The organism is Bradyrhizobium sp. WYCCWR15520 (assembly GCF_056174665.1).
In genome coordinates, this window is sequence record NZ_JBWBWM010000083.1 from 1 (window position 1) to 13,447 (window position 13,447).

Annotated in this window: 10 protein-coding genes and 3 pseudogenes; all 13 read left to right on the plus strand. The window is 60.5% G+C overall.

Annotation, left to right across the window (positions count from 1 at the left end; translation table 11 throughout):
- Window positions 1–223, plus strand: a pseudogene (locus tag AC0QUY_RS40820) (acetamidase/formamidase family protein); the annotation flags it as partial.
- Between the two features lie 528 nt (window positions 224–751).
- Window positions 752–1,909 (plus strand): transporter substrate-binding domain-containing protein, encoded by a 1,158-nt coding sequence (locus AC0QUY_RS40825; protein WP_475391559.1) that lies wholly within the window; start codon window positions 752–754, stop codon window positions 1,907–1,909.
- Window positions 1,906–2,571, plus strand: a complete 666-nt coding sequence (locus AC0QUY_RS40830) for an ANTAR domain-containing response regulator (protein WP_475391561.1) — start codon at window positions 1,906–1,908, stop codon at window positions 2,569–2,571. Before AC0QUY_RS40825 ends, AC0QUY_RS40830 begins: the two co-directional genes overlap by 4 nt.
- A 10-nt stretch (window positions 2,572–2,581) precedes the next feature.
- The gene (locus AC0QUY_RS40835; RefSeq protein WP_475391563.1) at window positions 2,582–3,823 is read left to right on the plus strand and encodes an urea ABC transporter substrate-binding protein; all 1,242 of its coding nucleotides are present in this window, start codon (window positions 2,582–2,584) and stop codon (window positions 3,821–3,823) included.
- 97 nt (window positions 3,824–3,920) lie between these two features.
- Window positions 3,921–4,793, plus strand: coding sequence for an ABC transporter permease subunit (locus AC0QUY_RS40840; RefSeq protein WP_475391564.1), 873 nt, complete (start codon window positions 3,921–3,923; stop codon window positions 4,791–4,793).
- 14 nt (window positions 4,794–4,807) lie between these two features.
- Window positions 4,808–5,865, plus strand: a pseudogene (locus AC0QUY_RS40845) (branched-chain amino acid ABC transporter permease).
- A complete protein-coding gene (locus AC0QUY_RS40850; protein ID WP_475391565.1) occupies window positions 5,865–6,581 on the plus strand; it encodes an ATP-binding cassette domain-containing protein in 717 nt (238 codons plus the stop codon). Before AC0QUY_RS40845 ends, AC0QUY_RS40850 begins: the two are co-directional and overlap by 1 nt.
- A gap of 4 nt (window positions 6,582–6,585) precedes the next feature.
- The gene (locus AC0QUY_RS40855) at window positions 6,586–7,299 is read left to right on the plus strand and encodes an ABC transporter ATP-binding protein (protein ID WP_475391573.1); all 714 of its coding nucleotides are present in this window, start codon (window positions 6,586–6,588) and stop codon (window positions 7,297–7,299) included.
- Between the two features lie 32 nt (window positions 7,300–7,331).
- Window positions 7,332–8,321 (plus strand): acetamidase/formamidase family protein, encoded by a 990-nt coding sequence (locus tag AC0QUY_RS40860; protein WP_475391567.1) that lies wholly within the window; start codon window positions 7,332–7,334, stop codon window positions 8,319–8,321.
- Window positions 8,322–8,334: 13 nt separating this feature from the next.
- Window positions 8,335–10,084, plus strand: a pseudogene (locus tag AC0QUY_RS40865) (nitrilase-related carbon-nitrogen hydrolase).
- Between the two features lie 38 nt (window positions 10,085–10,122).
- Window positions 10,123–10,881 (plus strand): SDR family NAD(P)-dependent oxidoreductase, encoded by a 759-nt coding sequence (locus tag AC0QUY_RS40870; RefSeq protein ID WP_475391568.1) that lies wholly within the window; start codon window positions 10,123–10,125, stop codon window positions 10,879–10,881.
- Window positions 10,882–11,608: 727 nt separating this feature from the next.
- Window positions 11,609–11,896, plus strand: a complete 288-nt coding sequence (locus tag AC0QUY_RS40875; protein ID WP_475391569.1) for a hypothetical protein — start codon at window positions 11,609–11,611, stop codon at window positions 11,894–11,896.
- A 485-nt stretch (window positions 11,897–12,381) separates the two neighbouring features.
- A partial coding sequence (locus AC0QUY_RS40880; protein ID WP_475391571.1) for an AraC family transcriptional regulator occupies window positions 12,382–13,447 on the plus strand: 1,066 nt, incomplete at its 3' end.

Consider the following 13,447-nt stretch of genomic DNA (forward strand, 5'->3'; position numbering starts at 1 on the left):
GGCGCAGTCAGACATTTACTCGAAATCGTCGGTTGACCTGGCTTTGCGCGATGCTTTCCGCAAGATGCGCAAATTCCTGATGACAACCAAGAAGCTGACCGAAGATGAGGCAATCTCCTTGATTACGATTGGCGTCGACTTCGGTATCACCCAAGTGGTTGACGGAAATTGGGGCGTTCACGCGGTTATCAGGAAGGATATCTTCGCCGGCGGCGAGGCCTGATCCTTGACACCGACGCGGTCGGCTTTCGCAGGAGCTGACCGCGTCGCGCTGCATTTCGGATCAAGCGCGGGCTGAGGTCCGAATCCAGATACCGAAACGCCGAGCAGCCTGACGGCTTCTTGCATGTTAGCGCGGGCACGCATCCTCTACCGCGATGCGTAGTTGACGATCTCGCGGCCTCATAGTCGAGCTGCGCATGAAGCGCATCCGCCCAGTTCGACCTGCCGCCCTGGAAAAGCCTGCAGCGCGCCCTGATGCGTCAAATCGACACTCGAAGCAGTATCCGCAGCTCCGCTGCACAGTTTTGCTACACGACGATATGAAATGCAGCAATCGTCGCTGCAATAACGCGCTTGACTTCAGGATCGATCTCAACGACCGTGTCGTCCAAGCGTTGGGCAACGCAGCCCGGTAACGCGACAAGTTCCAACCATTTCCAACACCACGCTTATCTTGCGTGTGCAGTTGGCGGCGAGGGCGCCCTCGGCTTGACAGCCGGCGGGCGCTTTTTTTGTTTTGGATCGAGGAATGGCGCGGAAGCAGTTTCGTATCGGCGTAATGTTCTCGACGACGGGATCGTACAGCGTCGTCGCGCGCTCGATGCTCAATGGAGCGCTGCTCGCGTTCCGCGAAATGAACGCGACGAGCGATGCCATTTCGCTCGAGCCGGTGGTGGTCAATCCATCCGGCGATCTCGCGCATTACAAGGCGCTCAGTCACGAGTTGCTCGGCTCCGGCATCCGCCATGTGGTCGGTTGCTACACTTCGTCGAGCCGTAAGGAAGTCATTCCCAGCTTCGAGAAGTTCGACGGCATGCTTTGGTATCCGTCTCATTACGAAGGCTTCGAGAGTTCCGACAATGTGATCTACACAGGAGCCGCGCCAAATCAGCACGTCCTGCCGCTCGTCGATTATCTCGCCTCACGCGTGGGCACTCGCGCATTCTGCGTCGGCTCCAATTACATCTGGGCCTGGGAGAACAACCGGATCTTCCGCGAGGCGCTCGCTGCGCGCGGCGGCACAGTGCTTGCTGAGCGCTATCTCTCGGTCGGCGACACCGAGTTCGACCAGGTGATCGAGGCGATCCTCGAGCAGCGTCCCGATTTTGTCTTTAATAATCTGATCGGTACCAGCGCCTACGCCTTTTTCAGGACTTTCAGGGCCGCCTGCCGTGCGCGCGGAATCGATCAGGCCGCCGAGATTCCGGTGGCAAGCTGCACGCTTTCCGAGCCCGAACTGCCGGAAATCGGTGAAGATGCCGTCGACGGTCATCTCTCTTCAAGCGTCTATTTCTCGTCGCTTGGCTCACAGGAGAATGCGGCGTTCATTCGCGCCTACACCGAAGCCTTTCCGGCAGGACCGGTCACATCGGCCGACGCCGAGGCTTCCTACATCGCGGTCAAGCTTCTCGCAACCGCACTGTTCAAGGCTGGTACGGACGACGTCCGGTCTGTGCGCGGGGCGGTCGCTAACCAGCGGCTGCTCGCGCCGCAGGGCGAGGTACGCATCGATCCGCAGACTTTTCACGCCTGGCTGACGCCGCGCATCGGCTGCTCAGCTCGGGGCGGCCAGTTTGACGTGCTGCTGGAAGCACGACAGCCGATCGCCCCGGATCCATATCTCGTTCAGTCGTCGCCGCGCTTTGCGACTGCAATGCGCTCCCTGCTGAAAGTGGTGCAATCATGAGCTTTCGACTGTTGCAGAATTTCAGAGGTGGCCGCGCCCTTGTGGTTCTTGCGCGGGCGGGTCGGGAGATGACGCTGGAGACGACGCTCGCCAAGCTCGGAGTCACGACGGAATACTCTGAAATCGTCGACGGCCGCGCACAGATCGACGTGGTTGGCCTGCAGCCCGAGCGCGACATTCTCTTCGTCGATGGCGATCTCGAAGAGGCGGTCGCGATCGAGATCAATCCCGCCTCGCGCCTGCCGCCGGTGCCTGTGATCGGTCTTGTCGGCGTCGAAGCGCCGAGCCGCCTCAAGGCACTGGTCAACCTCGGTGCAACCTCGTTTCTGCGCAAGCCGGTCCATGGCGGCGCGGTCTACACTTCGCTCTTCATGGGCATCAACCAGTTCCTGCTGCGCAGCGAAATGTATGAGCGCCTGCAAGATCTCGAGATGCGCCGCCGCGGTCGTCGCGCGGTGCTCCGTGCGGTCATCCTGCTGATGCAGGAGACCGGGCTCGACGACGACAGCGCCTATTCCCAGCTCCGTCGCGAAAGCATGCGCGTCCGGCAGAGCCTGGAAGTCTACTGCGAGGAGTTTCTAAGCAGGAGGGCGAAGCCGCCCGTCAGGACGGACCGTCCGACCGGCACCGCGCTGCAAGGCGGCAACAAGCAAACGATGTAGGAGCAGCAAAATGAATGAGACCGTAGTGCGGGGGCTGCGCGCCGCAGCCCTCACGGGGACGTTTGTCTTCGCATCACACCTGGCGCTCGCGGCGGAAACTCCGATCAAGCTCGGCGTGCTTGAGGATCAGTCCGGCGACTTCGCCGCCGCCACCATCGGCAAGGTTCACGCCATCCAGCTCGCCGCCGACGAGATCAACAAGGCTGGCGGGATCATGGGCCGACCGCTGGAGCTCGTGACCTACGATACCCAGTCGGATAACACGCGCTATCAGGAGTTCATGCGGCGCGTGCTCCAGCGCGACAAGGTCGACGTGGTGTTCGCAGGGTTTTCGTCGGCGTCACGCGAGGCCTATCGTCCGATTGTCGACCAGCTAAACGGCTTTGCCTTCTACAACAACCAGTATGAAGGTGGCGTCTGCGACGGCCATATGATTGTGACCGGCGCTGTGCCCGAGCAGCAGTTCTCTACCCTCATTCCGTACATGATGCAGATCTACGGCAAGAAGGTCTATACGCTCGCGGCCGACTACAATTTCGGCCAGATCTCGGCGGAATGGGTGCGCAAGATCGTCAAGGAGAATGGCGGCGAGATGGCAGGCGAGGAGTTCATCCCGCTGGGCGTATCGCAGTTCTCGCAGAGCATCCAGAATATCCAGAAGGCGAAGCCTGACTTCGTCGTCACGCTGCTGGTCGGTACCGCGCAGGCGTCTTACTATGAGCAGGCAGCGTCGGCCAACGTCAATTTGCCGATGGCGTCCTCCGTCAACGTCGGGCAGGGCTATGAGCACAAGCGCTTCAAGCCGCCGAGCCTGAAGGACATGTACGTCACCACGAACTATATCGAGGAAATTGACTCGCCCAAGAGCAAGGAGTTCTTTGCCAAGTTCAAGGCGAAGTTCCCGAACGAGCCCTATGTGAACCAGGAGGCAGAGAACTCGTATCTCGCCGTCTATCTCTACAAGCAGATGGTGGAGCGGGCGAAGTCGACCAAACGCGAGGATATCCGGAAGGTGATCGCGCTGGGCGATGTCTGCATGGACGCGCCGGAGGGTAAGGTCTGCATCGACCCGAAGAGCCAGCACATGTCGCACACCATCTATCTGGCCAAGGTCGGCGCCGATCACACGATCTCGTTCCCGAAGGTCTGGGAGGACATCAAGCCATACTGGCTGGGTGAAGCCGGCTGCGACCTGACCAAGAAAGATCCGATGGCGCAGTACACGCCGTCGAATCCGCCGCCGAAACCCTGACGGCGGCTTGGGTTGCCCCGGCGTCCCGGCTCGCCGAGGCAACCCTCGAAATGTTGTGACGCCGCGGCTCTCTTTCCTGGCTTAATTCGGTTGCTTCATGGACATCGCGACCCTTGCCTTCTCGGCCCTCTATCAGTTCGGCGACGCCTTTGCGTTCCTGGTGCTCTCGGCCTGCGGGCTCGCTGTGATCTTCGGCATGATGGGCGTGATTAATCTCGCCCACGGCGAATTCATCATGTGCGGCGCCTATGTGACGGCGTCGTGCGTGCATGCCGGCCTGCCGCTGCCGCTGGCGATCCTGGCTGGTACGGTAGTCTCGGCGCTTGTCGGTGTGCTGGTCGAACTCGTCGTGATCCGTCACCTCTATGATCGTCCGCTCGACACTATCGTTGCGACCTGGGGTCTCAGCCTTATCGCAACGCAGGGTACCTTGATCATGGTCGGCTCGGCCATGGCCGGCGTCGGCACACCGTTCGGCAGCTTTCAGGTCGGCGCCTACTCCTATTCGATCTATCGCTTCGTCCTGTTCTGTGCGGCACTGGGCGTTCTTGCCACGCTTTACGCGCTGTTCAATTGGACGCGTTTCGGCGTGCTGGCCCGCGCCACCATTCAGGTGCCCCACATGGCGGCGGCGCTCGGCATCGACACGCGGCTGATCTATAGTCTCACCTTCGCCTGCGGAGCGGGGCTTGCCGGCTTTGCCGGTGGCCTGTACGCGCCGACGATGACCCTGGTGCCGACCATGGGTGCAACCTTCATCATGGAGGCCTTCGTCACCGTCGTCATCGGGGGCGCCGACGTGTTCCTTGGCACCGCGCCGGCCGGCGTCGTGCTTGCGGCGGTGAAGTCGGCGATGACCTCATGGCAGGGGCAGTTGTTCGGCCAGATCGGCCTTCTGGTTGCCGTCATCATCGTTGTCCGCGTCCTCCCGAAGGGCATCTCCGGCTTTGTGCTGCGCGAGCGCATCTGATGGAGCGAACTGTCGTGAGCGGTTACTTGTCGCTGTTTCGCCATCTCGAGGGTCCGCAAACTGCCGGTCGCGGTCCGGCTTTCTGGAGCCTCTTTGGCATCATGTTCTCCGCAGCGTGCACGTATCCCTTGTTCAGTGACGGCTACACCGTCGGCAACACAGTGTACTTCTTCGTCTGGGTATTCATTGCGCTGAGCCTCTGCCTGGGTATGGCGGATCGCTCTCCTTTGGCCAAACGGCGTTCTTTGGCATCGCGGGCTATGGCTATGGCATCCTGACCATCAATTTTGGTTCGGCCTACGGCTTCACACTGATCGCGTTGGTGCTTGCGATTGCGATCGCCGCGCTATTTGCGCTGCTGCTCGGCTATTTCATGTTCTTCGGCCGCATCGCCGGCGTCTTCCTCGGCATCGTCACGCTGGCCGTAACCCTGATGCTGGAACGCTTCATGGCCCAGACTGCGGGCCCTGAATGGCGCATCGGCAGTGCGCGGCTGAATGGCTTCAACGGCATGAGTGCAATGCCGCCGCTGACCATTCCCTGGCCGGGCGAGCCGATTGTGCTGTTGGCCGACATCGGTCTCTATTACGTCGTGCTCGGTCTGCTCGTGCTGGTCTATCTCGGTCTGCGCATCCTGATGAACTCCGCCTTCGGCAATGTCATCGTTGCGATCCGCGAGAACCCCGAACGAGCGGAGATGCTGGGCTACGATGTGCGCAAGTACCAGCTCATCACTTTCGTGATCGGGGCGGCGCTCGCGGGTTTGTCTGGCGTGCTTTACACGGCATGGGGTCAGTACATCACGCCGTCCAGTATGGGCATGACGGCGGCGGCATTGCCGTTGATTTGGGTTGCGGTCGGCGGCCGCAGCGATCTGACCGCGACCCTGATCGGCACGCTGGTGGTGCTCGCTGCGTTCCAGGCGCTGACGATCTACGGCAGTCAGTATGCGCTCGTCTTCATGGGTGTGCTCCTGGTGCTCACCGTGCTCATTGCCCCGAATGGTCTCGTGCTCGGCGTAATGAACTGGCTCGGCCGACTCGCCACTCACTATGGGCAGAGGACAAGCTGATGTCGCTGCTCGAGCTTCGCAAGCTGAACAAGCATTTCGGCGGCCTACACGTCACCAACGCGGTCAACCTCACGCTCGAAGCTGGCGAGATCCACTGCCTGATCGGTCCGAACGGCGCAGGAAAGAGCACGCTGTTCCGCCTGATCCTTGGCGATCAACATCCCGGCAGCGGCGAGATTTTCTTTGCAGGAGAGAACATCACTGCGCTGAAATCGTTTGCGCGTATTCACCGCGGCCTGTCCGTCAAGTTCCAGGTTCCCGGAGTGTTCAAAGGGCTCCCCGTGCGCCAGAACCTGGAAATCGCGTTGCAGAGTCGGCATCGTGGGAGAGAGCTGGCCAAAGAGATCGACAACCTGCTTGCTTTCCTCGGGCTAGAGGCCGAGCAGGCCCAGACGGCGGGCAATCTCAGCCATGGCCAAAAACAATGGCTCGAAATCGGCATGGCGATCAGCCTGAAGCCACGCCTGCTGCTGCTCGACGAGCCGACCGCCGGCATGTCGCCTGAAGAGACGCATCTGACCGGTGAGATGGTGCAGCGCCTGAATGCTAACGGCATGACCGTGCTGGCGATCGAGCACGATATGGCCTTTGTGCGTCAGGTGGCGCAGCGCGTCACGGTGCTGCACCTCGGCCAGGTCTTTGCGCAAGGCTCGATCGACCAGATCGTGGCCGACGAGCGTGTCGCTGCCATATATCTGGGGCAGGCTCATGCCTGAAGAGATGCGCAAGGAAGTCATCCTGTCGACCCTGGCATTGCGCGCGGGCTATGGCGGCAAGCCGGTCCTGCAGGGCCTCGAGATCGAGGTGCGGGAAGGGGAGATCGTCGCCGTCATCGGCCGCAATGGCGTCGGTAAATCCACGCTGATGAAGAGCCTGATCGGCCTCGTGCCGGCGATGAGCGGCTCGATCGTCTATCGCGGCGAAGCGGTGGAGGCGTTGCCGGCGCACAAGCGCGCACGGCTCGGCATGGGCTATGTACCGCAGGGTCGCGACGTGTTCCCACGGCTCACCGTCGGTGAGAACATCGCCGTCGGCGCGGCGATCAAAGGCGGCATCCCCGAGTCCGGCCGGCAGAAGATCGTCGGAGCATTCCCGATCCTTGCCGAGCGCTGGAGCCAGCGCGCCGGCGCGATGTCCGGAGGCCAGCAGCAGCAGCTCGCGATCGGCCGCGTGCTGATCGCGGACCCCAATCTCATTCTGCTCGATGAGCCGTCCGAAGGCATCCAGCCCAACATCGTCCAGGACATTGCGCGCAACATGGTCGAGCTCAACCGCAAGACCGGCGTAACCATCATCCTGGTCGAGCAGAATCTAGACATGATCCGCGCCATGGCGCAGCGCTGCTACGTCATGGACAAGGGCCGCATCGTTGCGGGCCTTGATCGTGCCGCGCTCGACGATGCGGCCGAGATGCGCCGCCACCTCGCGGTCTGAACAGCCACGCCCACGACAAAGGAGAACAGAAAATGTCCTGGCAGAAAGAATCCATCATGGCGCGCAAGGGCGTGGCCAAGGGCGGGCGAGGGATCCACCACATGATCACCGAGCGGGACCAGGGCAAGTATCACTATGTCTATGGGCCCTATGTGAAGCCCGTTCTTATGACCGATCCCGGCGCCGTCGTCTCGGCGGAGACCCACGACGCTTTCGAGGGCGCGATCAAGCATGAGAGCGACAGCCCGTCCAAAATTCTCAACTTTCCGTTCCTCAATCCACAGAATGGGCCGATCTACGTCAACGGAGCGGAGAAGGGTGACACGCTCGCGGTCTATATCGAAAGCATCGTGCCGCGCGGGCCGCAGCCGCGCGGCACTACCGTAATCATGCCGGAGTTCGGCGGCCTCGTCAGCACGGGGCAGACCGCGCTGCTCAACCCGGCGCTGCCCGAACGGGTCAAGAAGCTCGAGATCGACGCCAAAACCGGGACCAAATGGAACGACAAGATCACGCTACCCTATGAGCCCTTCATTGGGACCATCGGCACCTCGCCCGAGATCGAGGCGATCTCCTCGCTGGTACCGGACTACTATGGCGGCAACATGGACCTGCCGGACGTGGGCGTCGGCGCGATCATCTATCTGCCAGTGAATACCAAGGGCGCGCTGCTCTATCTCGGTGATTGCCATGCGGCACAGGGTGATGGCGAGCTCTGCGGCGTCGCGATCGAGCATCCGACCGTCACGACGGTACAGGTTGACTTGATCAAGGGCTGGACGATCGCTTGGCCACGGCTCGAGACTGCCGACTTGATCATGACCATCGGCTCGGCGCGGCCGATGGAGGATGCCGCGCGCATCGCCTATCGCGAGCTGTGCCGCTGGATGGCGGCGGACTACGGGTTCGATGAGATCGATGCCTACATGCTGTTGACCCAGGCCGGCCGGGTGCGCCTCGGCAACATGGTCGATCCGAAATATACGCTCGGCGCGTCCATCAAGAAATCCTACCTGCGCTGAGGGATGCACCGATATGTCGCGCGTGCATAAGGTCGCTGCCGTCCAGTTCGAGCCGACCATGTTCGAGAAGGAGCGCAACATCGTGCGCCTGCTCGAGCTCTGCGAGCAAGCAGCGGCGGCCGGTGCCAGGCTGATCGTAACGCCGGAAATGGGCACCACCGGCTATTGCTGGTTCGACCGCGCGGAAGTCGCACCCTTTGTCGAGACGATCCCAGGCCCGACCACGGATCGCTTTGCCGCCCTCGCAGGCAGGCATGATTGCTACATCGCGGTCGGCATGCCCGAGGTCGATGAGGACGGCATCTATTTCAATAGCGCCGTGCTGATCGGCCCCGAGGGCGTCGTCGGGCGGCACCGCAAGACCCATCCCTATATCTCCGAGCCGAAATGGGCGGCGCCCGGCGACCTCCACAATCAGGTCTTTGAAACGACGATCGGGCGTATCGCGCTTTTGATCTGCATGGACATTCACTTCGTGGAGACGGCTCGGCTGATGGCGCTCGGCGGCGCCGATGTTGTCTGCCATATCTCGAACTGGCTGGCGGAACGAACGCCGGCGCCGTACTGGATCAGCCGTGCCTTCGAGAACGGCTGTTATGTGATCGAGAGTAACCGATGGGGGTTCGAGCGCACCGTCCAGTTCAGCGGCGGAAGCTGTGTCATCGCGCCGGATGGGGAGGTGACTGCGGTGCTGGACAAGGGAGACGGATTTATCTTTGCGGAGATCGATCTCGACGTTGCCCGCGCGCGCCGCGTGCTCGGTGAGCCCGTCTTTCTCCAACGTCGGCCGGAGCTCTATCCCGAGCTGCTCACTGACACGTTTAGCTGGAATCCTCGCGATTTCTTCGGCCTCTATGATCATGAGCCATGGCCTCAGGGAGTGCGCTCACGCATCAGCGTAGCTCAGTTCGCGCCGGGCGACAGCGTTGCCGGGAATCTCGAACAGATCGCAAGGCTCGCGCAGCAGGCCAAGGCCGATGGCGCGAAGCTCGTAGTGTTCCCAGAGCTTGCGGCAACGGGCCTTGCTGATCCGGCCAAGTCGGCGCAGCCGATACCAGGCCCGGCCACTGACAGCCTGTGCGAGCTTGCTGCGCAACTCGGGATTTACCTCGTCTGTGGACTGGCTGAACGTGCAGGCGACACCGTCCATAACAGCGCCTGCCTGATCTCGCCGGATGGAAAGACCACTCTCTACCGCAAGACGCATTTGACGACGGACGACCGGAGCTGGGCCACGGCTGGAGAGGAATGGAGTGTCGTGAACACGCCGATCGGGCGTATCGGCCTTTTGATCGGTCACGATGCAGCGTTTCCAGAAGCCGGAAGAGTGCTGGCGCTCCGCGGCTGCGATGTCATCGCGTGCGCTGCCGCGGTCAAGGGCCGATTCAGTTCGCCGCATGCGGGAACGGCCGTTGCGCAAGCCAGAGCCTATTCCGACTGGTGCCGATCCGCATCATTGGCATCACTTCCGGGTCCGCGCCGGCGAGAACAACGTATTCCTTGCGTTCGCCAATGTGGTCGATCCCGATCACGGTTATCCCGGCCTGAGCGGTGTGTTCGGCCCGGACACATTTGAGTTTCCGCGCCGGGAGGCGATCGTGGCCAGCGGCACGGGGATTGCAACCGCTCTCGTCGACACCACCAATCTTGACAGCGTCTATCCGACAAATGTCGTGCGGCGGAAAGATCTCGTTTCGATGCGGATGCCGCACAGCTATCGGGGATTGGTCAGGGCAGTGGCGAGCAACACTGACGTCGCATGATCGCATCGACCAGCTGAAAGAGAAGAAAGGAGCTGACTATGGATCTGGGACTCAAGGAGGCCAAGGTTCTCGTTACCGGCAGCACCAAGGGAATCGGCCGCGCGATCGCCGAAGCTTTCGCGATGGAAGGCGCGAGTATCGGTATTTGTGCCCGCAACCAGACGGAGGTCGACAGCACTGTTGCGGCGCTGAAAGCGAAAGGTGTTGCGGCGTACGGCGGTTCAGTCGACGTATCCAATGGCGTTGCGCTCAAGGCCTGGGTTATAGACATGGCCGCCAAACTAGGCGGAATTGACGTCGTCGTAGCAAATGTGAGTGCGCTTGCCATCGGGCAGGACGACGAGAGTGGGGAGAAGGAATTTTCCACCGACATGATGGGTACGGTTCGCTTGGTGAACGCGGCGATGCCCTATCTGGAGAAGAGTGACACTGGAGCGATCGTCACGATCTCGAGCGTCTCGGGACGCGAGGTCGACTTTGCCGCCGGCCCTTATGGTAGTTTCAAGGCAGCCATTATCCATTACACCCAGGGGCTTGCCAATCAGCTCGCACCCAAGGGTATCCGCGCCAACACGGTATCGCCGGGCAACACCTATTTCGACGGCGTCTGGAACACGATCAAGGACAACAATCCCGAGCTCTACAAGACGGCGTTGGCCCTCAATCCTACCGGCCGGATGGGAACGCCGCGGGAAATGGCCAACGCGGTCGTGTTTCTCGCGAGCCGCGCCGCAAGCTTCATCACCGGAACGAACCTCGTCGTGGACGGCGCCTTGACGCGCGGCGTCCAGTTCTAGGCACGTTGGTTTGTGTACCGAGAGCCGTCCGAGAGGATTGTCACTGTTCGCGATCTCGCGTTCCCAGCGCGGGAAGGCAGCTACAAGAGCGGTCACGTGCGCGTCGCTTTTAGCGAAGAAATAGCATTCGATGCGCCCCGATGTGCCGTCTCTCACGCCTTGTTCTTTCAGCGTTGACCACAAAGCCACGGTAAGCGCACGTTGGCTCTCTAGTTCGCGCGGATCGACGCTTTCAATTCCTCGTAACTCCGTCATTCAACTACTACCATTAGGGAAGGTTTGCCAACCGAGTGCTGGGGCGCGGCGCGATACGAACACGGATTGCCGTTTGAATTTTGTTGAGTATCTGCCTGACGTGCAAATATAGTAATCTGGAGTTTTTTGAAATTATCCACAGCGGCGCAACCGACATTTATGCCCTCGCCGAGAAGACCAGCGTAGCGTCGGCCGTGGAGTTTAGTGACCTCTAGCCGGTCTGCCGACCTCACCTTTTCGAACTATCATTGTAGGCAAGCGCCATGTGACGGGCGCAGTCGGCGTGTCCGAAGTGGGTCTTGGCAGTGTAAAAACGCAAAGACGCACAATCGCGATAGAAAAAGTTACTCGTCCAACGTTGATTTAGTCGCTTGGCGCGCAAGCGGATTGAACTTTGAGGTCGAACTGAAAAATTCACAGCCATTGACTTACTGGTGGGCCCGGCAGGACTCGAACCTGCAACCAGACCGTTATGAGCGGCAGGAAAACGAAGGGCTTCGTTGAATCTCCTGCATTTTCGTCCGATTTCGATCGCGTTTGTCATGGTCCAGTGTGGTCGTTTCTGATGCAAAACTGGTGCGATGCTTATCCGATATGCGCGGCAGCATGGCACGCGGCCCTCTGGCTTGCGCATATTATGGAGCGCCGGCCGATCAAGGTCGCCGCCGTGGCGCTTGCCAATAAAATCGCGCGCATGGCCTGGGCCATGATGGTACGCGGAGAGCAGTTCAAAGAGCCAAGATTGCTGCCAGCAGCATAGACAATAGGAGTTTCAACGATTGGCGAGGGCATGACGACGTAATGCAGATACGGTTGTTCCGGGGATTGGGAGAGCCCGTTTGGGTCAACGCACTTTCAAGTGCATGCGAACGATTGAGACCCGATCCGCGCAAAGCATTAGGGCCAGCGGCTACACCTGCGGCATCAACAGGCCGGACACGTGACCGCACCCGACCAATGCTGCAAAACGTCAGAAAGGCGCCGTCCACACGTGACCCAAGGCGGACATTCGATCTCTTGGATGTCTCCCGTAAAGGCTGTACGCTCCAGTGTGATACATAGCAGGGCATGGACTGATGCGTCGGCGAGAGCTCATTGCAATAATTGCTGGCATCGCAGCATTGTCGCTCGCGGCGCGGTTAACGGGCTCCGTGGCGGACGAGCGCGCCGAACGGCGCTTCGACGGGCCAATCATTTGATCTTAGAGCCGCAAGGCACCACGAATAGACCCAAATCGGCGATTTCATGCCCTCCAGCCAAAATGCGAGGCTTTACTCGATACCAAGTGCCACCGGAGCTATCGCACGGCTCGCATGCGCGCGGCTGCGCGAACTTGGTAAGGACCCTGCGGCCGTTATCGCCAAGGTAAAGGCAAGGCCCGAGCAGGTCTATGATGACGCCATACGACTCGCGGTCCCCAAGCAAATCAGGATCCTGGAGTTGGCATCCGAAGAACTTCAGGATGGACTCCTCGGATTTCACCTGGCCCGCAGTTTCGATCTCCGCGAGATCGGGTTGGTTTACTATGTGATCGCATCATCGGAACGATTTGCCGACGCTCTGCTGAACGCGAAGCGATATTGCACGGTCATGAATGAAGGAGTCCGCCTTCAGGTGAGACAGGATGACCGAACGGTCTCGATTGCACTCGACTATGTCGATATCGACAGGAAGTCAGACCGGCACCAGATCGAGTTCTGGCTAGTGACGATGGTGCGGATTTGCCGGCAAGTGACAGCCACTAGGCTAGCGCTGCGCCATTTGAGGATCAGACATCGGCGCGATGAAACGCCTGCGGAATTCAAGAGCTTTTTTGGGTGCGATGTTGAATTTTGCGCAGATAGGGATGAGATCATTTTCGCAGCGCCAGTGGCATCTCTCCCCATTGTTGGCCGTGACAACTATTTGAACGATCTGCTGCGGCGATACGCAGAGGCAGCACTCGCCGACCATCCGAAGGAGCGCGGGGCTCTTCGATCGGCCGTGGAGGGAGTTCTGCCGCAGCTGCTTCCACACGCCAGAGCAAGTCTATCGAACGTCGCCAAACGGCTAGCCATGAGCACGCGAACGCTGTCACGCAAGCTCCGCGAAGAGGGTGTGGCATTTACCGAATTATTGGAGGAGACAAGAGCCGCTCTTGCAAAGAGCTACCTTGCCGAGCGCGATCTGCCGGTCTCCGAAATTGCATGGCTACTGGGATATCGCGAGGTCAGCTCTTTCAACCACGCGTTCAAGCGTTGGACCGGTATGACGCCGCGGCAATTTCGTTTAGCCGCTGCTTCTCCCCAATCTACGAACACGCCGAAGGGAG

Bases quoted from the DNA above. Each gene is read 5' to 3' on its own strand.
- AC0QUY_RS40860 (WP_475391567.1), top strand. From the start codon at position 7,332: ATGTCCTGGCAGAAAGAATCCATCATGGCGCGCAAGGGCGTGGCCAAG.
- AC0QUY_RS40870 (WP_475391568.1), top strand. From the start codon at position 10,123: ATGGATCTGGGACTCAAGGAGGCCAAGGTTCTCGTTACCGGCAGCACC.
- AC0QUY_RS40830 (WP_475391561.1), top strand. From the start codon at position 1,906: ATGAGCTTTCGACTGTTGCAGAATTTCAGAGGTGGCCGCGCCCTTGTG.
- AC0QUY_RS40855 (WP_475391573.1), top strand. From the start codon at position 6,586: ATGCGCAAGGAAGTCATCCTGTCGACCCTGGCATTGCGCGCGGGCTAT.
- AC0QUY_RS40825 (WP_475391559.1), top strand. From the start codon at position 752: ATGGCGCGGAAGCAGTTTCGTATCGGCGTAATGTTCTCGACGACGGGA.
- AC0QUY_RS40835 (WP_475391563.1), top strand. From the start codon at position 2,582: ATGAATGAGACCGTAGTGCGGGGGCTGCGCGCCGCAGCCCTCACGGGG.
- AC0QUY_RS40840 (WP_475391564.1), top strand. From the start codon at position 3,921: ATGGACATCGCGACCCTTGCCTTCTCGGCCCTCTATCAGTTCGGCGAC.
- AC0QUY_RS40875 (WP_475391569.1), top strand. From the start codon at position 11,609: ATGAGCGGCAGGAAAACGAAGGGCTTCGTTGAATCTCCTGCATTTTCG.
- AC0QUY_RS40850 (WP_475391565.1), top strand. From the start codon at position 5,865: ATGTCGCTGCTCGAGCTTCGCAAGCTGAACAAGCATTTCGGCGGCCTA.